8 protein-coding genes and 1 pseudogene are annotated in these 22,892 nt (G+C 72.2%); 1 reads left to right on the forward strand and 8 read right to left on the reverse strand.

Annotated features, from left to right (window positions below; genetic code table 11):
• Positions 1-273: 273 nt before the first annotated feature.
• The 4 genes from ACY34K_RS13630 to ACY34K_RS13645 form a co-directional block, all read right to left on the reverse strand.
• Entirely contained in the window at positions 274-483 is a 210-nt protein-coding gene (locus ACY34K_RS13630; RefSeq protein ID WP_462746562.1) for an MbtH family protein, read from the reverse strand.
• Positions 480-14,771 carry an amino acid adenylation domain-containing protein gene (locus ACY34K_RS13635; RefSeq protein WP_462746563.1) on the reverse strand — a complete coding sequence of 4,764 codons (14,292 nt, stop codon included), beginning with the start codon at positions 14,769-14,771 and terminating at the stop codon, positions 480-482. The genes ACY34K_RS13630 and ACY34K_RS13635 overlap by 4 nt, the downstream gene beginning before the upstream one ends.
• A gap of 131 nt (positions 14,772-14,902) precedes the next feature.
• Positions 14,903-15,952, reverse strand: a complete 1,050-nt coding sequence (locus ACY34K_RS13640) for an iron-siderophore ABC transporter substrate-binding protein (protein ID WP_462746564.1) — start codon at positions 15,950-15,952, stop codon at positions 14,903-14,905.
• Positions 15,953-16,072: 120 nt separating this feature from the next.
• The gene (locus tag ACY34K_RS13645) at positions 16,073-17,425 is read right to left on the reverse strand and encodes a lysine N(6)-hydroxylase/L-ornithine N(5)-oxygenase family protein (protein WP_462746566.1); all 1,353 of its coding nucleotides are present in this window, start codon (positions 17,423-17,425) and stop codon (positions 16,073-16,075) included.
• Between the two features lie 260 nt (positions 17,426-17,685).
• On the opposite strand from ACY34K_RS13645, the gene ACY34K_RS13650 reads away from it, so the two are divergent.
• Positions 17,686-18,633 carry a methionyl-tRNA formyltransferase gene (locus ACY34K_RS13650; RefSeq protein ID WP_462746567.1) on the forward strand — a complete coding sequence of 316 codons (948 nt, stop codon included), beginning with the start codon at positions 17,686-17,688 and terminating at the stop codon, positions 18,631-18,633.
• A gap of 1,145 nt (positions 18,634-19,778) precedes the next feature.
• Here the strand turns inward: ACY34K_RS13650 and ACY34K_RS13655 are convergent.
• The 4 genes and pseudogenes from ACY34K_RS13655 to ACY34K_RS13670 form a co-directional block, all read right to left on the reverse strand.
• Positions 19,779-19,970: pseudogene (locus tag ACY34K_RS13655) on the reverse strand (hypothetical protein); the annotation flags it as partial.
• 60 nt (positions 19,971-20,030) lie between these two features.
• Complete coding sequence (locus tag ACY34K_RS13660; protein WP_462746568.1) at positions 20,031-20,477, reverse strand: hypothetical protein; 447 nt, start codon at positions 20,475-20,477, stop codon at positions 20,031-20,033.
• A gap of 32 nt (positions 20,478-20,509) precedes the next feature.
• On the reverse strand, positions 20,510-22,051 hold the full coding sequence (locus tag ACY34K_RS13665) for a restriction endonuclease fold toxin-2 domain-containing protein (RefSeq protein ID WP_462746570.1): 1,542 nt from the start codon (positions 22,049-22,051) through the stop codon (positions 20,510-20,512).
• The gene (locus ACY34K_RS13670) at positions 22,048-22,848 is read right to left on the reverse strand and encodes an ATP-binding protein (RefSeq protein WP_462746866.1); all 801 of its coding nucleotides are present in this window, start codon (positions 22,846-22,848) and stop codon (positions 22,048-22,050) included. Before ACY34K_RS13670 ends, ACY34K_RS13665 begins: the two co-directional genes overlap by 4 nt.
• Between the last annotated feature and the right edge of the window lie 44 nt (positions 22,849-22,892).

A 22,892-nucleotide genomic window follows, 5' to 3' on the forward strand; every position in this document is an offset into this window, starting at 1 on the left:
GCCGAGAGCCCGGGGTAACGGGTGGCAGGACCGGACACCGGGCCGCGGACGAGAAACCGGCCCCGGCATCCGGCCGCGCCGCGTTGGCCCTGGCTGCGGCCCCGGCCGCGGTCCCGGCCCGGCGCTCCGGCACCGTGCTCCTGCCCTGTGGCAGTCGCCGCGCCCAAGTGCCGGCGCCACCGGGGTGACACTCCCCCGGTGAGCCCGCACGCCGAGACGCCGCCGCCCGTGGAGAGAAACTCTCCACGGGCGGCGGCGTGTTCGGTCCGGGCGTCAGCCCTGCTGGGCCACCAGGCTCGCGGGGCGCAGGTCCGTCCAGTTGGACTCGACGTACGCCAGGCACGCCTCCCGCGTGTCCTCACCGAAGACGGTGCGCCACCCCGCCGGCACATCCGCGAAGGACGGCCACAGCGAGTGCTGGTTCTCCTCGTTGGCCAGGACCAGGAAGCGGCCCTGCGGGTCCTCGAACGGGTTGGTGGTCATGCGGTGTCACTCCTTGTCGACGATGCGGTCATGGTGGTGAACAGCTCCGACAGCGGCTGCTCCGGGTCGGCCGCCACGGTGCGCAGCAGCCTCTGAAGTTCGTCGGCGAGCCGCCGCGCCTTGGCGGTGCCGAGCAGATCGGTCGCGTGGATCAGCCCGCAGTGGACGGGGCCTTCGCCACGCGGCTCGTAGAAGCTGAGGGTCAGCCGCGCACGCGTCGAGCCGGTCGGAACGGCGTCGAGGGAGCCGACGCCGCCCTCGAGCTGGTCCAGGTCCGCCTGCTCATGGTGGATCACCATGACCTGCGGGCCCTCCGGGGGCAGGCCGGTCGCCCGGACCACCTCGTCGAACGGCACTTCCTGGCGGTCCAGTGCGCTGAGCGTGGTCTCGCGAACGCGGGACAGCAGCTCCGCGAACGTCGGGTCCCCCGCCGTGTCGGTGCGCAGCACGACCGTGTTGAAGAAGCAGCCCACCAGGTCGGCCAGCTGGTCGTCCGTGCGGCCGGCGACCATCGTACCGATGGGCAGGTCGGTGCCGGCGCCGTGGGCGGTGAGCAGCGCCGCCAGGGCGGAGTGCAACACCATGAACATGCTGGTTCCGGTCGTCCGGGCCAGTTCGTCCACGGCCGCGTGCAGCGCCTCGTCCAGGACGAAGCCGACGTGGTCGGCGCCGCCGGCGGACGCATGCGAGCCGTCCGCGGGGAGCGCCAGTTCGGCCGGTACGTCCTTCAGCGTCTCGCGCCAGTAGGCGAGCTGGCGCCCGCCCCGGCTGTCCGGGTCGTCCACGTCGCCCAGGACGTCGTGGGCCCACCGGGTGTAGTCCGCGTACGAGACCGGCAGCGGCTCCCACTCGGGCGCCCGGCCTTCCGTACGGGCCGTGTAGGCCGCGGTGAGGTCGCGGAAGAGGGGCACGACGGACCATTCGTCGACCGTCAGGTAGTGCATGGTCAGCAGCAGCGCCTGGCTCCCCGAGGGCTCCGTGAGCAGGTGCGCCCCGAGCGGGACCGCGCGGTCCGGCTCCGGTGCTCCGGCGGCCAGTTCAGCCAGGCGGGCCTCCAGTTCCGGGCACTCCTCGCGGGTCAGGGCCGGCGGCTCGACGGCCCGCTGGTACACGGCCCCGTCCCGTTCCGTGAACGCCGTCCGCAGCGGCTCGTGGCGTGCCGCCACATCGGCGAGCGCGGCCGTCAGGGCCGCGGCGTCCAGGCCGCCGGGCGAGCGCAGCACGAGCGCGTGGTCGAAGCGCGGGGTACGGCGGAGGGCGTCCCACTGCCAGCGCTGGACCGGTGCGACCGGGAGCGTTTCCCCGTGGCCTTCCGCCGGGCGGAGGGCGGGACGGGCCGTGGCCGCGCCCTTCAGCTTGCCCTCGATGCCGGCGACCGTCAGCGCGTCGAAGACGTCCCGGATGCTCAGCTCGACGCCGAACTCGGCACGGATACGGCCCAGGAGCCGCATCGAGGCCATGGAGTGGCCGCCGAGGGCGAAGAAGTTGTCGTGGACGCCGACCTTCTCCAGCTTGAGGATCTCGCAGAACAGTTCGGCGAGCCTGGCCTGCGTCGCGGTCGCCGGGCGCGCGTCACCGGTCATGGCCGCCCAGTCCGGCGCGGGCAGTGCCTTGCGGTCGAGCTTGCCGTTGGGGGTCAGCGGCAGCGGGCCGTCCAGCGGGACGACGAGCGCCGGGACCATGTACTCGGGCAGGGCGCCCGCCACATGGGCACGCAGCTCCTGCGGCGCCGTTTCCCCGGCCTCTCCGGCCTCCAGTACCGCGTAGCCGATCAGGCGGACGATGTCGCCGTCGCGGTCCGGCACCACGGCGGCCTGGGCCACCGACGGGTGCGAGGTCAGCGCCGCCTCGATCTCGCCCAGCTCGATGCGGAAGCCGCGCACCTTCACCTGGGTGTCGACACGGCCGAGGAAGTCGACGTTGCCGTCCGCGCGCCAGCGGGCGCGGTCACCGGTGCGGTACATCCGGCTGCCGGGCGGGCCGTACGGGTCGGCGACGAACCGCTCCGAGGTCAGCCCGGCCTTGCCGAGGTAGCCGCGCGCGAGGCCGCGTCCGGAGACGTACAGCTCGCCCGCGACGCCCGGCGGAACCGGCCGCAGGTGCTCGTCGAGCACGTAGCAGCGGGTGTTGGGGTCGGGGCGGCCGATCGGCACCCGGCCGGAGGGGCGGCCCCCGTGCTCACGCGCGGGCCACAGGGTGGAGTTGACCGTCGCCTCGGTGAGCCCGTAGGCGCAGATCAGGTCGGCCGTGGCGCCGAAGCGCTCGAAGAGGTCCGGCGGCACGGTCTCCGTACCGACCAGGACGGTCGACCCTTCGGGCAGCCGGCAGCCGGGCGGCAGCGCGGACACCAGGGACGGCGGCAGGATCATGTGCGTGATCCGCTGGTCGGCGAGGAAGTCGGTGAGCGCGGGGCCCGCGACCCGGGCCTCGTCCGTGATGAGGACGAGCCGTCCGCCGTGGCAGAGCGCCATGGACAGTTCGAAGGCGAAGACGTCGAAGCCGATGGACGCGAACTGCAGGACCCGGCTGTCGCGCTCCAGGCCCATCCGGTCGACCGCGGTGGCGAGCAGGCTGGCTATGCCCTCGTGGGACACGACCACGCCCTTGGGGCGGCCCGTCGAACCGGAGGTGTAGATGACGTAGGCGGCCTGGTTCAGGCCGACCGGCTCGCCGCCCGGCGGGGTGTCCGGCAGGGCGTCCAGCTCGCCGGCCGTGTCGGGAGCGTCGAGCAGCACCGCCGCCACGCCCGCGACCTCGGGGATCTTGCCCGCGACCGGCTCGGTGCCGACCACGAGGGCCGCCCGGGAGTCCTCGATCATGTACGTGAGGCGGTCGGCCGGGTGGACCAGGTCGAGCGGCAGGAACGCCGCGCCGAGCTTCATCACCGCCAGCACGGTGGCGACCATGTCGACCGAGCGGGGCACGGCCACGCCGACCACGCTCTCGGTGCCCGCACCGCGTGCGGCGAGCAGCCGGGCGATGCGGTTGGCGCGGGCGTCCAGCTGCGCGTAGGTCACCGAGCGGGAGCGGTCGACGACCGCGACCGCGTCGGGGCGCTCGGCGAGCCGCCGCGCGAACAGGGCCGGGAAGGACTCCTCGTCGACCTCGCGGGCCGTGGCGTTGAAGCCCTCCAGGACCAGTCGGCGCTCGTCGTCGGCGAGGATCTCCGCCTGCGAGACGGGCCGTTCGGGTGCGGCGACCAGGGCCGCGACGAGCGTCCGGAGACGGTCACCGAGGCGCTCGGCGGTCTCCTGGTCGAACAGCTCCGTGGCGAACTCCAGGCGGCAGCCCAGGGAGCCCGTGCCGCCGTCGGCGGGGGTGTGCTCGGTGAAGCTGAAGACCAGGTCGAACTTGGCCGAGCGGACCCGGAACGGCACGTAGTCGGCGTGCAGGCCGGGCAGTTCCAGTCCGTCACCCGTGCGGGCGTGATAGCCGACCATCACCTGGAACAGCGGGTTCCGGGACAGCGACCGGGTCGGGTTGAGCTTCTCCACGACCGACTCGAACGGCACGTCCGCGTGCGAGAACGCCGCGAGGTCCGTCTCCCGGACCCGGCCGAGGAGCTCCGTGAAGCTCGGGTCGCCTGTCAGGTCGGTGCGCAGCACCAGGGTGTTGACGAAGAAGCCGACCAGGTCGTCCAGCGCTTCGTCGCCGCGTCCCGCGATGGGCGAGCCGAGGGGGATGTCCGTGCCGGCGCCCATGCGGTGCAGCAGGGCGGCCACGGCGGCGTGCACCACCATGAACATGCTGGCACCGGTCTCGCGGGCGAGCCGCTTCAGGCCTTCGTGGACGTCGGCGTCGAACGCGATGTCCAGTTCGGCGCCGGTGAAGGCCGGCCGCGCCGGGCGCGGCCGGTCGGTGGGCAGCTCCAGTTCCTCGGGGGCGCCGTCCAGCGTCGTGCGCCAGTACTCCAGTTGCCGGGCGGCCAGGCTGTCCGCGTCGGCCGGGTCGCCGAGGAGGCGCTGCTGCCACAGGGCGTAGTCGGCGTACTGGACCGGCAGCGGCTCGAAGTCGGGTGCCGAACCGGCGACGCGGGCCGCGTAGGCGGTGGCCAGGTCGCGGAGGAACGGGCGGTCCGACCACTCGTCGGTGGTGATGTGGTGCAGCAGCAGGACGACGACGTGGTCCTCGGGTGCCAGCTCCACGACGGTGGCCCGCACGGGCAGTTCGGCGGCGAGGTCGAAGGGCCGGTTGATGGCCGCGTCGACGATGCCGGGCAGCTCGGCCTCGGTGGCGCGCAGCCTTTCCACCACGGGCCGCGCCTCGTCGGCGGGCAGCACCCGCTGGAACGCCTGGCCGTCGCGCTCCTGGAACACCGTGCGCAGGGCCTCGTGGCGGGCCGTGACATCGGCCAGCGCCGCGCCCCACGCCTCGGTGTCGAGGGCCCCGCGCAACCGCATGACCAGCGGGAAGTTGTAGGCGGCCGAGGTGCACTCGATCTGCTGGATGACCCACAGACGCTGCTGGGCGTGGGACAGCGGCAGCTCGGCGGGCCGCTCACCGGCGGTCAGCGCCGGGCGGGCGGCCCCGCCGGAGCGGGACGCGCGCTCGACCAGCTCGGCCACGGTGGGCGCCTCGAACAGGTCACGGATGGCCAGTTCGGTGTCGAGCGCGGTACGGGCCCGGCTGACGAGGCGGGTGGCCAGCAGCGAGTGGCCGCCCAGCTCGAAGAAGTCGCTGTCGATGCCGACACTGCCCTCGGGCAGGCCGAGCACCTCCGCGAAGAGCGCGCAGAGCGTCTCCTCCTGCGGTGTGCGCGGCGTACGGCTGGTGCCCGTACCGGCGAAGTCCGGGGCGGGCAGCGCCCTGACGTCCAGCTTGCCGTTGACGGTCAGCGGCAGGGTGTCCACGGCGACGAGCGCGGAGGGGACCATGTAGTCGGGCAGCCCGGTCTTCAGGTGGTCGCGCAGCCGCTGGAGCAGGTCCTCGCCGGCCTCCGTGCCGGCCTCCGGCGCGAAGTAGCCGACCAGGCGCTTCGTCCCGGTGCTCTCGTTCACGACGACCGCCGCGTGGGCGACCTCGGGGTGCGAGGACAGGGCCGTGGAGATCTCGCCCAGTTCGATGCGGTAGCCGCGGATCTTCACCTGGTCGTCGGTGCGGCCGAGGAAGTCCAGGAGCCCGTCCGGCCGCTGCCGCACGAGGTCGCCCGTGCGGTACATCCGCTCTCCCGGCTCGCCGAAGGGGTCCGCGACGAAGCGCTCGGCGCTCAGTCCGGGGCGGTCGTGGTAGCCGCGGGCCAGGCCGGTGCCGGCGATGTACAGCTCGCCGGGGCAGCCCGGCGGCACCGGTCGCAGCATGGCGTCCAGGACGTAGGCGCGGGTGTTGCGGATGGGCATGCCGACCGTGGGGGTCGCGCTGTCCGTCGTGGAGCCGCCGAGGGTGTTGATCGTGTACTCGGTGGGTCCGTACAGGTTGTAGCCGTAGGTGCCCTCGGTGCGGCGCAGCTTCGTCCAGACGGTGTCGGACACGGCCTCGCCGCCGAGCAGGACGAGCGCGGGCCGGTGCTTGCCGGGCTCGGAGTCGCCGGCCGGGGCGGCCCGGTCGAGGAGTCCTTCCTCGATGAGGAGCTGGGCGTAGGTGGGCGTCACGTTGACGACGTCGACGCGGTGCCGGTCGCAGTAGGCGACCAGGGCCTCGGCGTCGCGGCGCAGTTCCTCGTCGCAGACGTGGACCTCGTGTCCCTCGACGAGCCAGAGCAGCTCCTCCCAGGACATGTCGAAGGCGAAGGACACGGTGTGCGCGATGCGCAGCCGCCGCCCGCCGGCCGAGGCGATGGCCGGGTCGAAGATCTCCTTCTGGTGGTTGAGCTGCATGTTCGTCAGTCCCCGGTAGGGGGTGACGACGCCCTTGGGCCGACCGGTCGAGCCGGAGGTGTAGATGACGTAGGCCGGGTACTCCAGGCGGTCGGCGACGTCGTGCGCGAACGCGGGCCGCTCGGCGTCCGTGATCTCCCGGCCGTCCAGGGCGGCCAGTTCGGCGGCCACGGCGGCGTCGTCCAGGAGGAGTTCGGGCGCCGCGGCACCGGTGTCGCCGCGCAGGGTCGGGGCGACGGCCGTGGTGGACACCAGGCACAGCGGTCCCGTGTCCTCGACCATCAGGCGGAGCCGGTCGGCCGGGTGGTCCAGGTCCAGCGGGAGGTAGGCGGCGCCGGTCCGCAGGACGGCGAACAGCGCGGCCACCATGTCGATGGAGCGGGGCAGCGCCAGTGCCACGACCTTCTCGGGGCCGGCGCCCCGGGCGAGCAGCAGCCGGGCGATCCGGTTGATGTGCGCGTCCAGTTCGGCGTAGGTGAGGGCGCGCTCGCCGAAGACCAGGGCCACCGCGTCCGGGGTGCGGGCGACCTGGGCCGTCAGCATGTCGGCGATGGTCTCGTTGGGCACGGGCTCGCGGCTGCCGGCCCACTCGGCCGTCAGGGCGGCGCGCTCCCGCGGCAGCAGCAGGTCGACGCCCACGGTCCGGGCCGATGCGGCGTCCGGGCCGGCGAGGAGGTCGGCGAGCCGCTCCAGGACGGTGGTGAACCGGCCGAGGACGGTGGTCGCGGTCTCCGCGTCGAACAGGTCGGGACGGGCCGCCAGGGTGACCCGCAGCCGCGTCTCGGGCGTGACGATCAGGGTCAGCGGGAAGTGGGTGCCGTCCACGTTCGACACGTCGGTGATGCCGTGCCGCTGCCGGAGCGCCGCGGCACGGTCCTCGCCGTCGGCGGAGCGGAGGACGAAGAGCGTGTCGAACAGCCGGCGGTGGCCGGTCTCCTGCTGGAGGGTGCCGAGGCCCACGTACTCGTACGGCATGACCGCGGCGCGCTCGGACTGCATGCGCCGCAGCAGGTCCAGCAGCGGCTCGTCCGGGGCGAACGCGACACGCGCGGGGACGGTGTTGAGGAACATGCCGATGATGCCGGCGACGTTCGGGACGTCGGCGGGCCGTCCGGCCACCGCCGTGCCGAAGGCGACGTCGCCGCGGCCGGTCATCGCGGAGAGGACCAGGCCCCAGGCGGCGTTGAGGAGGGTGTTCAGGGTGAGGCCGTGCCTGCGCGCCAGGGAGCGCAGGGCGTCGCTGGTCTCCCGGGTCAGCACGGCGTCGAAGTCGGCCGGGATGACCGGGCCGGCGTCGCGGCCGGTCGGGGCGACCAGGGTCGGCTCGTCGAACCCGGCGAGCGCGCCGCGCCAGGCGTCGACGGCCCGGGTCGTGTCCTGCTCGTCCAGCCAGGCCAGGTAGTCGCGGTACGAGCCGGGTGCGGGCAGACCTGTGGTGTCGCCGCCCCGCTCGTACAGCGTGAACAGCTCCTCCAGGAACAGCCACGCGGACCAGCCGTCCCACAGGATGAGGTGGTGGGTGACGACGAGCCGGTCGCGGCCGTCACCGAGCCGGATCAGCTGGAGCCGGCACAGCGGCGGCGACGCCAGGTCGAAACGCCGGCGGCGGTCGGCCGCCAGCAGCTCGTCCACGCGGGCGCCCCGCTCGTCCGCGGGCAGGGCGGACAGGTCCGTCTCCACCAGCGGGATCACGGCGCCGTCCGCGATGAACTGCACCGGCCGGGGCAGCCCGTCGCTGGTGAACCCGGCGCGCAGGCTGGCGTTGCGTTCCAGCAGTGCCCGGCAGGCGGCGCGCAGCCGGTCGGCGTCGAGGCGGTGGTCGAAGTCCAGCGTCTCCTGCGACAGATAGACGTCGAGGGCGTCGCCCGCGTCGTAGGTGGCGTGGAAGTACATGCCTTCCTGGAGCGGGGAGAGCGGCCAGACGTCGGCGACGGGCAGCCCCGCGGCGGCCTCGACGCGGGCGGTCTCCTCCTCGGTCAGCTCCAGTCCGCCGAGCGGGGCGGGGGCCTCGGGCTCCGCCGGCGCAGCGGCGGTCAGCTGGGCGAGCAGCGCCTGAAGGGCGGGGTCGACCGCCGCACCGGACTGTGCCTGGGCGGCCAGCATCGCCTGGAGGGCGGCGGCGGCCTGTCCGGCGTCGGTCGCGGAGACGGTGACACCGCCGGCGGGCGTCTCCGCGGTCGGTGCGGTCTGCTCGGCAGGCTCGTCCGGCACGCTCGCGGCCGCTGCGGCGAGCGCGGCGGGCGTACGGTGCTCGAACACGTCACGCGGGCTGATCGTCAGTCCCCTTTCCCGGGCCTGGGTGGCGACGGCGATCGACGTGAGGCTGTCGCCGCCGAGCATGAAGAAGTCGTCGTCGGCGCCGATCCCCGGCATGCCGAGGACGGCGGTGAAGATCTCGCACAGGGCGCGCTCGCGCTCGTCGCGGGGCGCGCGTCCGCCTTCCCTGGGGGCGACGGTCGGCGAGGGCAGGGCGTTCTGGTCGAGCTTGCCGCTGGGCGTCAGCGGCAGCTCGTCGAGGGCGACGACGGCGCTGGGCACCATCGTGGCGGGCAGCGCGCGGGCGAGCGCGTCGAGCAGGGCGCCGGTGTCCGGGGCCGGTGTGCCGGGACCCGCCACCGCGTAGCCCACGAGCGCGCCGTCGCGGACGACGACGGCCGCGCGGGCCACGCCCGGGAGGGCGGCGAGGGCGGTCTCGATCTCGCCGAGCTCGATGCGGTTGCCGCGGATCTTCACCTGGCGGTCGGTGCGGCCGAGGTACTCGACGGCGCCGTCGGCGCGGCGCCGGACCAGGTCGCCGGTGCGGTACATCCGCTCGCCCGGCGCACCGAACGGGTCGGCGACGAAGCGCTCCGCGGTCAGGCCGTGCCGGTCGTGGTAGCCGCGCGCCAGCTGGACGCCCGCGAGGTACAGCTCGCCCGGGACGCCGTCGGGGACGGGGCGCAGGAAGGCGTCGAGCACGTACAGGCGGGTGTTCCAGACGGGCCGGCCGATCGGGACGGCGAGTTCGGTGCCGCCCTCGTACGGGAAGTACGTGACGTCCACGGCGGCCTCGGTGGGCCCGTAGAGGTTGTGCAGGGGTACGGGACCGCAGCCGTGGCGGGCCGTCAGGTCCGACCAGCGCCGGGCGTCCGGGCCGGTGAGTGCCTCACCGCTGCAGAACACCCGGCGCAGGCTCGCCGCCCAGTCGGGGTTGCCGGGGGCGGCCTCCATGACCTGGACGAACGCGGCCAGCATCGACGGCACGAAGTGCAGGGTCGTGATCCGCTCCGTGCGGATCAGTCCGGCCAGGTAGGCCGGGTCGCGGTGGCCGTCGGGGCGGGCGAGGACGACGGTGGCGCCCTCGACCAGGGCCCAGAAGAACTCCCACACGGACACGTCGAAGCTCGACGGGGTCTTCTGGAGCACCCGGTCGCCTGCGTTCAGCCCGTACTCGCTCTGCATCCAGGCCAGGCGGTTGACGATGGCCCGGTGGGTGACGGCGACGCCCTTGGGGCGGCCGGTGGAGCCGGAGGTGTAGATCAGGTACGCGGGGTGGTCCGGTCCCGCCGGTACGCGCGGCGCGTCGGGGACCTCCTCGTCGTGGTCCACCACGACGTGTTCGAGACCCGGCACGCCGGGCAGCCGCCCGGCGGACGCGGCCGTGGTGACGACCGTGCGTGCCCCGGAGTCGCCGAGCATGAACGCGACACGGTCGGCGGGGTAGTCGAGGTCGACGGGCAGGTAGGCGGCGCCCGCCTTGTGGACGGCGAGCAGCGCGACCATCAGCTCGGCGGAGCGGGGGACGGCGACGGCCACGAACCGCTCGGGGCCGGCGCCGCGGGCCCTCAGCCGCCGGGCCAGGGCCTCGGCGCGCCGGTCGAGTTCGGCGTAGGTGAGGGTGGTGCCCTCGAAGACCACCGCGGGGGCGTCGGGGGTCCGGGCCGCCCGGGCGGCGAAGAGCGACGCGAGGGTGGCGTCCGGGTCGGGGAGCGGGTGGGCGGTGGCGTTCAGCTCGGCGAGGCGCTCCTCCTCCCGCTCGGACAGCAGCCCGACACGGGCGACCGGGCGGCCGGGGTCGGAGGTGAGGGTCCGCAGCAGTGCCTCGAAGCGGTGGGCGAGGACCGCGACGGCCACGTGGTCGAGCCGGGCCGCGTCGTACTTGAAGCGCAGGGAAAGGTGGCCGCCCTGCGGCTCGACGATGAGTGCCAGCGGGTAGTGCACGGCGTCGAGGACCTCGGCGCCGGTGACGAGCGGCGTGGCGGAGTCGCCGTCGGCGGTGAGGTCGCCGCTCGGATAGTTCTCGAACACCACGAGGGTGTCGAAGAGTTCGCCGCCGCCGGCGATCCGCTGGATGTCGGCGAGTCCCAGGTGCTGATGGTCCAGGAGCGCCGCGTGCTCGTCCTGGACGCGCCGCAGCAGGTCGGTCAGCGACTCGCCGGCGCGCACGCCCACGCGGGCCGGGACGGTGTTGATGAACAGGCCGACGGCCGTGTCGAGGCCTTCGACCTCCGTGGTGCGTCCGGAGACGGTGGTGCCGAACACGACGTCCTGGCTGCCGGTCAGTCCGCTCAGCAGCAGCGCCCAGGCGCCGTTGACGACGGTGCTCAGGGTGAGGCCGTTGGTCCGCGCGAAGGCCGTCAGTTCGGCCGTGAACGCCCCGGGCAGCCGGACCTCTACGTGCTCGGGCCTGGCCTGCCCCACCGGTACCGGCGCCACGGCGCCGTCGGCGGAGGTGGACGCGTCGGCGGAGAGGGTGGGCAGCCGGGTGGGGCCCTCCAGCCCGGCCAGTGTGCGGCGCCAGGCCTCACGGGCGGCGTCGCGGTCCCGGCCGGCCAGCCAGGACAGATAGGCGTGCGGGGCGACGGGCTCGGGCAGGGCGTCGCCCGCGTAGGCGGCGGTCAGTTCGCGCAGCAGCACGGAGACGGACCAGCCGTCGGCGATGATGTGGTGCAGGGTGAGCAGCAGCCGGTTGCGCTGCCCGTCCCGGATCAGCGTGGCCCGCATCAGCGGCGGCTCGGCCAGGTCGAAGCCCCGGGCACGGTCCTGCCGCAGGATGTCCTCGATGCCGGTGCGGGCCAGGTCGGCCTCGCGCCACGGCAGGGTCACGCGGTCGGCGATCCGCTGGACGACCTCGCCGCCGGGCAGCTGGCGGAACGAGGCCCGCAGCAGCGGGTGCCGGTCCAGCATCAGCTGCAGTGCCTGCCGCAGCCGGTCCGGGTCGGCGGGGCCCGCGAGGTCGAGGACCTCCTGGACGACGTAGAGGTCGGCGGCTTCCTCGTCGAACGCCGCGTGGAAGAAGAAACCTTCCTGGAGCGGTGAGACGGGCAGGGCGTCCTCGTCGAGCTCCACGGCCGGGGCCGCCGGGCGGGCGGCGGCGGTGACCCGGTCCGCGGTCCTGGCGAGGGCCGCCACCGTGCGCCGGCGGAACACGTCGCGCGGGGTGAGCGCGAATCCCTTCTCCCGGGCGCGGTTCACCAGCTGGATCGCGACGATGCTGTCGCCGCCCAGTTCGAAGAAGCTGTCGTGGACGCCGACCGAGGGCAGGCCGAGCACCTCGGCGACCAGTGCGGCGAGCGCGGTCTCGGCGGGTGTGGTGGGCGCGTCGTCGCCGGCCATCGCGGTCCACCGGGGCGCGGGCAGTGCGCGGCTGTCGAGCTTGCCGTTCGGGGTGAGCGGCAGGGGGCCGTCGAGGCGTACGAGGGCGGACGGGACCATGTGGTCCGGGAGGTTCCCGGCGATCGTGGCGCGCGCCTCGGCCACGGAGGTGTCCGCGTCGGTGCCGGCCTCGGCCACGAGGTAGGCGACGAGGCGCTTCACGCCGCGGTGGTCCTCGCGGACGAGGACGGCGGCCTGGGCGATGCCGGGGCACGCCATGAAGGCGCTCTCGACCTCACCGGGCTCGATGCGGTGGCCGCGGATCTTGATCTGTCCGTCCGAACGGCCGAGGAACTCCAGGTTGCCGTCGGCGCCCCAGCGCACCCGGTCACCGGTGCGGTACATGCGGGCGCCGGTCTCCTCGGCGTACGGGTCGGCGACGAAGCGCTCCGAGGTGAGCGCCGGCCTGCCCAGGTAGCCGCGGGCCAGGCCGCGGCCGCCGACGTACAGCTCGCCCTCGGCCCCGACCGGAACCGGGCGCAGGGCCGAGTCGAGCACATAGGCGCGCGTGTTGGGGTCGGGCCGGCCGATGGGGGCGGGGCCCGGGCGGTCGGCGTCGGCGAGCCACAGCGTGGAGTTGACGGTGGCCTCGGTGAGGCCGTAGGCGACGACGACCTGGAGGCGTCCGGCCCAGCGGGCGATGAGTTCGCTCGGCACCGCCTCGGTGCCGACGATCAGCACGGCGCCGTCGGGCAGTTCGCAGTCCTGCGGCAGCGCCGAGACGAGCGAAGGCGGCAGGATCATGTGCGTGGCGCGGTGCCGTGCGATGTAGTCGGTGAGGGCGGGACCGGCGACGCGGCGCTCGGTGGGCACCACGATGACGCGGCCCCCGACGCACAGCGACATGATCAGGTCCCAGACCGTCACGTCGAATCCGGCGGACGCGAACTGTACGACACGGCTGTCGGCGGTGATGCCGATGCGGTCGGTCGCGGTGGCGATGAGGCTGCCGACTCCGTCGTGGGAGACCACGACGCCCTTGGGGCGGCCCGTGGAGCCCGAGGTGTAGATGACGTACGCGGCCTGGTCCAGGACCACCGGAACGCCGGGGTCCGAGGGGTCGAGGGCCGCGCACTCGGCGGCCACGGCCGGGTCGTCGAGCAGCAGGTGCGTGACACCGGGCGCGTCGGGCAGGTCGGCGGAGAGCTCGCGGGTGGTCACGACCGTGCGGGCGCCCGCGTCGTCCAGCATGTAGGCGATGCGGTCCCGCGGGTGGTCGGCGTCCAGCGGCAGGTACGCCGCACCGGCCTTCATCACGGCCAGCAGGGCGGTCACGAGTTCCACGGAGCGCGGCAGGGCCACGGCGACGACGTCCTCGCCGCGCACGCCCCTCGCGGTGAGGAGCCGGGCGAGGCGGTTCGCGGCGGCGTTGAGTTCCGCGTACGTCAGCTCCCGGTCCTCGCAGACGAGGGCGACGGCGTCGGGGGCGAGACGTACCCGCTCCTCGAAGGCGGCGGGCCAGGACAGCTCGGGCGCGGGACGGGGGGCCACGCCGAACTCGCCGAGCAGCCGGCCGCGTTCCTCGCCGGAGGTCAGCTCGATGTGTGCGACGGTCGGCCGCAGGTCCGAGGTGAGGGTTTCGAGCACCGTGAGGAAGCGCCGCTGGTGCTCGGCGAGCGTCGGCTCGTCGCAGACTTCGGCGTCCGCGTCGAGGTGGATGCGCAGGCCGTGGCCCTCCTCGAAGTCCCCGAAGGTGAGGGCGAGGTCGCTGACCGGGCCGAGCCAGTACGGGACGAACTCGGCGTCGGTGCCGCTGAAGCGGAGCGCCTCGGGCTGGGGAAGGACGTTGACGGTGGGGCCGACGAGCTCCTGCACGCCGTCGGCCAGGCCCAGGTCCCGGGCGAGGTCCTCGGCGCGGTAGCGGCTGTGGGCGACGGCCTCGGAGACGGCCGTGCAGACGGTGGCCAGGAGCTCGGCGCCGGTCATGTCCGGGCGGACGGTGAGGCGCAGCGGCAGGATGTTGGAGACCATGCCGGGGACGCGGCGCGTCTCGGGGTCCTGGCGGGTGGTGACGGGCAGGCCGAGGACGAGGTCCTGCTCGCCGGTGGCGCGGTGGAGGTAGGCGGCCGAGGCGGCGATGAGGAGGCGGGACAGCGGCACGCCGGCCTCCGTCGCCCTGGCGCGCAGCCGGGCGGCGGCCTCGGGCGGAAGCTCCGTGGTGCGGCGGACGCGGCGCTTCATGGGCGCGGAGGCGCGCTCGACCAGGCGGACGGGTTCGGGCCGGCCTGCCATCCGCTCCAGCCAGTAGGCGCGGTCCTGCGGGTACTTCTCGGAGGCGCGGTACGCGGCGTCCGCTTCGACCAGCCGGGCCAGGGACCAGTCGGGTGCGGCGGTCCCGTCGTCGCCGGAGGAGTAGATGTCGCCGGCGCGGCGGGTGATCTCGGCGATGCCGGCGCCGTCGACGAGGATGTGGTGGTAGCGCTGGTACCACCAGACGCGGTCGTCGGCGAGCCGCAGCAGCGCCTGCCCGAACAGCGGGCCGCCGGCCAGGTCGGCGGGGCGGTCGCGGTCGGCCTCCATCCACCGGTGGACCGCTTCGTGCGGGTCGGCCTCGCCCCTGAGGTCGACGTGGGTCACCTCGACGGCGAAGCGCGTGGGTATCTGCCGGGGCGCGCCCTGCACCTCGGTGATCCGGACGTGCAGGCTCTCCGCCTCTTCGCTGGCCTGCCGGACGGCGTTTGCGAGCCGCTCCAGGTCGATGGCACCGCGGAGTTGGAGGACGAACGAGATGTTGTAGGCCGAGCCCTCCGGCTCGATCTGCTGGGCCAGCCAGATGCCGGACTGCCCGCCCGTGACGGGTATCCCGGAACCGGACGTCCGGTCCGACTCGACGTCAAACATCGTTCGTGGGGCCTTTCCCTGGTGGTGCGTCGGTGATGTGTGGTCGGGGCGCGCGGGTCAGAGGTGCGCATCCCGCCCGTCCGCAGGGCCATGGGCGGACGGGCGGGATGCACGGTCTGGGCGGCCGGCGGCTACTTGACGGCCGTCAGCAGCGGCTCGATCTCTTCGATCGCGTAGGGGATCGACAGGACCGTGTTGAAGGAGAACGCGGCGCCGATGTCCGGGTCCTGGTACGGCACGAACAGGTCGCGCTTCTCCTGGTTGACCTTCAGCTTCTTGTAGAGGGGCTCGGCCTTGATGCGGTCGTTGGCCTCCGTGCTGGAGGTGACCCAGACGAGACGGTCGACGTCGAGCACGTTCAGCTTCTCGGCGCTGAGTTCGGCGACGTTCCAGCCCGGCTTGGCCATCTTGTCGATCTCGGGCTTCAGCTTGAAGCCGAGCTCGGAGAAGAAGATCGACTTGGGGTCGGTCTTGGTGAACGCCGAGTACTTGCCGGCCTCGAAGCTGTCGGCCACGGCCAGGGTCTTCTGGGCCCACTCGGGGTGCTTGTCCTTGACGGCCTTGAAGCGGGCGTCGACGCCGGCGATCAGCTTCTCGGTCTCGGCGGTCTTGCCGAGGGACTTGCCGATCTGGCGGGTCATGACCTGCCAGGGGGCGCCGTAGTCCGGGTGCTGCTTGGGCTGGGCGACGACCTTGGCGATCTTGGAGAGCGTGTCGTACTGCTCCTTCTTCATGCCCGAGTACTGCGCGATGATCAGGTCCGGCTTGAGGGCCGCGATCTTCTCGATGTTGTACTCGTCGCGCTCACCCACGATCTGCGGCGCGTCGGAGCCCCACTTGTCCTTCGTCCACGGCCACTTGCCGTACGGCTTCTCCTTGAACCAGTCCACGGCGCCGACCGGCTTGACGCCGAGGGCGAGCACCGCGTCCTGGTCGGACAGGCCGAGGGTGACGACCTTCTTCGGCTCGGCCTCGATCGTCGTGCTGCCGTACTTGTGCTCGACGGTGACGGGGAAGGCGGCGGACTTGGCGCCCGCGTCGGCGCCGGCCTTCGGCTTGGAGTCGGTCTTCTCGGCGCCGCCCCCACAGGCGGCCAGGGCGAGCGCGGCGACGGCGGCGACGGCCACGCGGGGGACGTTTCTGACGAACCGCGTCAGCGCGGGGCGTGTACCAGTGGACACGGATGTTCCTTTCACGGGGGTTTCACGGTGCGGCCACGCCTGCCTGGGTACGACGGCGCTACCAGGCTGAGCACGGCGATGTGGGGGGCTGGACCTAGGGGTGAACCGCGGAGGAGGAGGTCAGCGGCTCGTGCCGACCCCGCCGGCGACCGGGCGGGCCTCGTCGGAGGAGCCCTTGAGGCCGCGGTCGAGGATCGAATCCAGGATCTCGCCGACCCTGATCGCGGTGTTCGACAGCAGGGACGACGTGATGCCGTGCGTGTGCTCGGTGCCGCCCTGCAGGTAGATGCCGCAGCGCAGCTCGGCGTCCGTGACGAGGCGGTAGTCGCGCTCGACGCGCACGCGGCCCTGGTCGTCGCGGTGGCAGCGCTCCGCGACGTCGCCGAGGAGACCGAGCGCGTCGGCCTGCTGGTAGCCGGTCGCGAAGACCACGACGTCGGCGTCGAGCGCGCTGGTCTCGCCGGTGACGAGGGACTTGACGAGGGCGCGGACGCCCTGCGGGGTCTCCTCGGCTCCGGTCAGCCGGGACACGTTGATGAAACGCAGCCGCTCCGTGCCGAGGACCTTCTCCTGGTACGCCTGCCGGTACAGGTCGTCGATCAGGTCGATGTCCACCACGGAGTAGTTGGTGTTGCCGTGGTAGTCCATCAGCTTGCGCTTGATGTCGTCGGGCGCGGTGTAGTACTCGTCGACCGCCGCGGGGTCGAAGATGCGGTTGGCGAAGCTGCTGTCGTCCGCCGGGCTGTAGCCGTAGCGCGAGAAGACGGCGCAGATCTCCGCGTCCGGGAAGCGGCGGTGCAGGTAGGCGACGTTCTCGGCGGCGCTCTGGCCGGCGCCAACGACGACGAAGCGGGAGGGGTCGGTGCCCTCCAGGCCGTCGACCTTCGCCAGCAGCTCGGAGTTGTGCCAGACGCGGTCGCCGCGCTCGACGCCTTCCGGCATCAGCGGGCGCAGCCCCGTGCCGATGACGAGGTTACGGGCCCGGTGGACCACCGTCTCGTCCCCGGAACGGGCCGTCACGTCCAGGAACTCCACCACGCCGTCGCGTACGACGGGCTCGACGGAGACGACCTCGTGACCGTAGGAGACCATGTCGTCGACCTTGGCCGCCGCCCACTCGAAGTAGTCGTGGAACTCCACGCGCAGCGGGAAGAGGTTCTTGTGGTTGACGAAGTCGATGAGCCGGCCCTTGCTCTGCAGGTAGCAGAGGAAGCTGTACTCGCTGCTGGGGTTCCGGAGCGTCACCAGGTCCTTGAGGAAGGACACCTGCATGGTCGCGTCGTCGATGAGCATGCCACGGTGCCAGCCGAACGCGGGCTGCCGCTCGAAGAAGTGAGCGGTGACCGCCTCCTGCCTTCCGACGCGTGCGTTGTGCTCGCTGAGCGCGAGTGCCATGGCCACATTGGACGGCCCGAAGCCGATACCTATGAGGTCGTGGATCAGTGGTGCGTCGTCAGGAAGAGCCTGTGACATGTCACTCCCATCGTGCGGGACAGCCGCCTGCCAGGAGTGCTGTCAGGCGTGGGGGAACGGCGAAGCCCGGGCACACCGGTGAGCGGCCGCCGAGCGGAACTTAGGTAAAGCTAACCTGATCTGGCCAAGCTGTCGACGGGGCAAAACGGACACCACGGCCATTCACCTGCCAACTGGCCCCCAATTTCAGCCCCGTTGCATCCTTAGGTAAGCCTTGCTTTACTTATCGCCGTCAATCGCTCTTCTGAGGAGGAACCCCCATGCGGGTCGTCATGTTCGGTTATCAGACCTGGGGCCATCGCACCCTGCAGGCGCTCCTGGACTCCGAGCACGACGTGGTGACGGTCGTGACCCACCCGAAGAGCGAGCACGCCTACGAGAAGATCTGGAGCGACTCCGTCGCCGACCTGGCCGAAGAGCACGGAGTCCCGGTGATCATCCGCAACCGGCCGGACGACGACGAACTGTTCCAGCAGCTCAAAGAGGCCGACCCGGACATCATCGTCGCCAACAACTGGCGCACCTGGATCCCGCCGCGCATCTACACCCTGCCGAAGCACGGCACGCTGAACGTCCACGACTCGCTGCTGCCCAAGTACGCCGGCTTCTCGCCGCTGATCTGGGCCCTCATCAACGGCGAGCCCGAAGTCGGCGTCACCGCGCACATGATGGACGAGGAACTCGACGCCGGCGACATCGTCATGCAGCGTGCGGTCGCCGTCGGACCGACCGACACGACCACGGACCTGTTCCACAAGACGGTCGACCTGATCGCCCCGGTCACCATCGGCGCCCTGGACCTGATCGCCTCCGGCAAGGCCGAGTTCACCAAGCAGGACCGCTCGCAGGCCACGTTCTTCCACAAGCGCGCCGAAGAGGACATCCGGATCAACTGGGACTGGCCCGCCGAGGTGCTGGAGCGCCTGGTCCGCGCCCAGTCCGCCCCGTACCCGAGCGCCTTCACCTACCACAAGGGGAAGCGGCTGGAGATCCTCTCCGCCGTCGTGTCCGAAGGCCGTTACGGCGGCACCCCGGGCCGCATCTTCTACCGGGAGGGCGAGGGCGTGGCGATCGTCGCCGGCGCCGACGCCCGCACCGGCCGCAACCACGGTCTGGCCGTCACCCGCGTGCGGACCGAGGACGGCCGGGAACTGCCCGCGACCGAGTACTTCACCTCCATGGGCGGCTACCTGACCAGCCGTCCCTGACGGCCGGACCCACCGGAACACCGGCCCGCCCCGGACGGTCCCGGGACGGGCCGGTTCGGCGCCTCGGGGGGACGGTGCTCCTTCCCCGGGGCTGCCGGGGAACATTCCACCGCGCGGGAGAAGTCCTGCCGGCCCGACGGGGATGGTCAGCTCCCGTCCGCGAACCGGCCGGGAGCTGTGATGCTGCGGGATGAGACGGGCTCCCGCGGCCGGGGCGAGATCCACGGCCAGACGCTCCCCCACATCTGAGGCCATGGTGGCGTCCGGAGAAGTGGCCGAGGCTGCGCAGCTCACCGACCGCTTCGCGGAAGTCCTCGCGGCCCTCGGTCGCCAGTCGCTCGTCGCGGGTGAGGGAGACCAGCTCACTGATCCTGGGTTCCTCGCCAGGGGCGTACCCCACGGCGAGTTCAGCCAGGATCCCGCGGGCACGCCACGTCAGGCGCATGTCCCGCATCGACCGCGCGGACAGGGCGGGGTCACGGGCGGGCGGGGCGAGAGGGACAGGTGCATCGCTTCACCCCCGGCACGGCCTGTATCGAGCATCCGTTCCACGAGGAGGCGTGCCCGTACGGCGTCCTGGGCAGTGCCGGGGTGATCTGTACCCCGATTCCCCGGCTGCCCCTGACCAACGACAGGACAGCACAGCGGCATTTCGGCCCCCTCATGGGCCGAGGTCGGACTGTGAGGAGGGCCCGCTTCCGGCTATAGGCACGCTCCGCAGTTGTCTATGTTGCTAGCCCTCGACTCCGCCAACCTCCGCTAGGACAACCCCAGCCTATCCGGATTGCAACGGGCACCAGCCCGACGCCGTGGACATCCCCTTCCGGGATGACCACGGCGGCTGGAGCACCAGCGAGGCGTGTAGGAGTCCGCCATGGCTGGTCTCGCCTCGCTGACTTCGGTCGTGTCCCGCGACGTGGTGTAGGGATCAAGTGCCTTGGCGCTCCGGTTCGTCTCAGCGTCGCTCGAGTTCAGCCGCCGACAGCTCGAGACCCAGGGCGCTCTCTGTGGAGGCGGCAGCCCGCCAGGCGTCCTGCCGAGGCGGGCCGGACACCCACGGCCCCCGATCTGCGGGTTCCGGCGTTTGATCCCCTAAACCGTCTGGCGGGACCATCTCCCAGGTTGACGGTCATCGTCTGCTGGACGTCGAGGGCCTCATGCTGCCGACGGCCGAACGGGAAGGCGTCCTGCACCTGCCGGATGAGGGCGGGGTGGCGCTTGGCCAGCACACTCCAGGCGAACGAGCCGGGCTCGTTGCCCAAGACGACCGGAGCACCAACTGGGCCGACGTCGCGAACAGCCTCGTCGCCCGAGGCGCGGGAAGTCTTCTCTGTCATGCTGCCGAGGCCCTTCGCACGTCGCTCACCTGGCCATGATCCCCGAGGGTATGCCCGCTGTCAGTCCAGGCCGCCGGTGGCTTCGAGATGAGCGAGGAAGGTGGCCACGAGGCGGGGGCGGGGCACGTGGGGGACGAGCGCGTCGGGCAGGTCGGCTTCCAGGCCCCACTCCGTGTTGAAGGTGATGCTGCTGCCGTCCGGGACGATGCTGCTCCACAGCCACTTGACGAACTCCGCTGCGGCATGGGCCGTGCAGTCCTCGACGGCGATGCCTTCCGGGGACAGCTTGGCCATGCCCTCCAGCTCGTCTTCGCCGACGGTGATGCCGAAGTGCATGACGGACCCGCGCACGGGACCTTCGTCCCCCTCATCAATATGGACGAACGTGTCCGCCTTCCGCTCGCGCAGCTTGGTCTCGATCCCCTCATAGGTCAGGCCCCATGTGGAGCCCTCAGCGGGGCCGAAGACGTACATGGTGCGGAGTTCGGCCAGTCCGGACGCGTCCACGCGCTCGCTCCCTCATCGTGTGCTGCCGTTGGTCAGGGTACGTATCGGGCGTAGCCCTTGACGCCGTAGGCCGCCATCATCACGCGCCAGTAGGCCACGGAATCAGCGTTGTTGGTGACCGTCTCCACGCCCCGCATCTCTTTGTTGCGCGGGTCGTTGAGAGCGGCGTTGTACTTCGTGAGCTCCTTGCGGTCCTTGTCGTACAGGAAGTCCTTCTTGCCGGACTGGTGGTTCGCGCGGAGTTCGTCGAGCGAGCGGTAGCACGGCTTGTTCGGGTTGTTGACGTACTTGGCCTCGATCGCCATGCCGTCGCGGTCACGGAAGCCGTCGACCATCAGGGTGCTGTTGGCGCTGATGCCGAGCGGGATGGGGACCTCGTACTCGGGGTATCCGGCGACCCGCTTCTGGTAGGCGACCTCGGCGGGCTTCCCGCCGGACACGTCTCCGGCACGTAGCGAGTTCAACCACGTCTGGAAGTTCTGCTGCTCGGGGGCGGTGAGGGGCGGGAAGCGCGGGTCCGGCGGCGTCGGCGGAGCCATCGGCTGTACGCGGGGGCCGTTCGGCGGGCGGTAGCCCACGGGGACCACGAGGGGCACCCGGATCAGCGGGGCGAGGAAGGGCGGCAGGGACGGAAGGGGCAGGAAGCCGCCCCCGTCCGGCTGCGGCATGGGGACCTTGGCCTGTGAGCTGTCGAGCGCTGGCGGGATGTTGCCCAGGCGCGCGATGCGCATGTCGCCGGTGACGAGCTCGTGCAGGCCGCCGTCGTGTCCCTCGCCGCCGAACTGCGGTCGTTCCCAGATGGCGAGCGGCTCTCCGAAGAGAGGGCTTTCCTCGTCCGGGATCCTCTTCAACGCCGTTTCGATGTGATCCGCGTACGCGTCGCAGGCGTGGGCGATCATCCGGCAGGCGGACGGCAGGTTCGCCATCAGGGTCTCGTCCTCGCCGACCTCTGAGGGAGGCGGGGTCTTGCCGACGAACACGGTGAAGAAGGTCTGGACGGCTGCGGCGGTCTCGCCGAGCTGCTGAGCGGTCGCAATGCGCCAGGCGCTCTCGGAGTCCCAGTAGGCGTCGTCCAGGATGCCCGCCGCCGAACGCCAGGCGTTGGCTGTCTTGCGGAGCTTGTCCCGCTGACCGTGGAAGCGCGAGCTGAGCAGGTACTGGTCGGTCCAGCTGGTCTCGCCGACGACCTCGGGCAGCTCCTCGGCGTTGTGCCGGCCGCGCGGGTTGCAGTCCGGCCTCGAGGGCTGGGCGCCGATGTCGGGCGCCACGCTCTGGCCGAGCAGGGACGCGGCGATCGCGCTCTCCTGCTTGAGGAAGTCCGCGGTGGCCTTGAGCATGGCGCCCGCTCCGTTCGCCATCACCTGGTGGGCGAGGCCGGCCGCCTCGAAGACGGTCTTCACGGCCGGCTTGTAGACGGCGGCGAAGGCCCGGCCGGCGTTGTCGTCACCCGCCATCCCGCCATGAGCGCTGAGCTCCGTGAACAGCAGACCCAGCATGTCGTAGATCAGGTCCCGCAGCCGCACCATGGACCACGAGGCGTTCACGTAGTTCCCCGCCTTGTGCTGAAGATTCAAGACTCCCCCGTGCCCTCGGCCACCAGGCTGTTCGATGGACCGTACACGTTGGCGAGGGGAGGAGCTCCGCCACACCGGGCACGTGGAGCATCTGTGGCCGATTCCTGCCGGAAGCGGGCTTGACCGCTGCCATCGTGGGATTCTGATGTGGTGTCAAGCCGTCGGAGCTTCGGCTCATTCCCGGACTGGGATGACCGAGTGCCGTCAGCGTCACTCCCGTCGGAGGGGGCCGGCAACGCCGGGGCCAGCACGATCCAGGCGGCCTTGGCGCCACGTTCCGTGACGTGGAACCCCCACTGCCCCTGAGCCAACTCGTTCACGATGTGCAGGCCCCGTCCACGCTCGACGAGCAACCTGCTCTCCCCCTCGGCAGGTCCGGCGTCCGGCGACGACGTGGCACCGCGGTAGAGACCCGTGGGGAGCAGTGGATCCCCGTCATGGATCTCGCAGACGTACCTTCCGGCGACCGAGCGAACGTGCACCTCGTACGGGCCGCACGCGTGCTCGTGCGCCTTCGCCACGAGCTCCGAGACGGCCAGGACGCCGTCACTGACGACGTCCCCGGACAGCCCCAGGTCCCTGAGGACACGTCGCAGGACCGCGCGGGCTTCGCCCGTCGGGTTGGGAGTGCGGTCGGTCCAGCGGTACACGAGGCCGAGAGCGGCGGATGGCGCGCTGATCATCGGGCGACGGACCTCCTGTGGGTGACAGCGATGGCCTTCTCCCGGGGGCTGCGACGCGGTCGCGGAAGTACGGCCAGTACGCCGCTGAGAGGCATACGGCCGCAGGAAGCACATGGCTTCGGGCACGCGGCCCCGGAAGGATCGTGGCTCAAGCACCG

This window comes from Streptomyces sp. STAM6 (assembly GCF_054963715.1).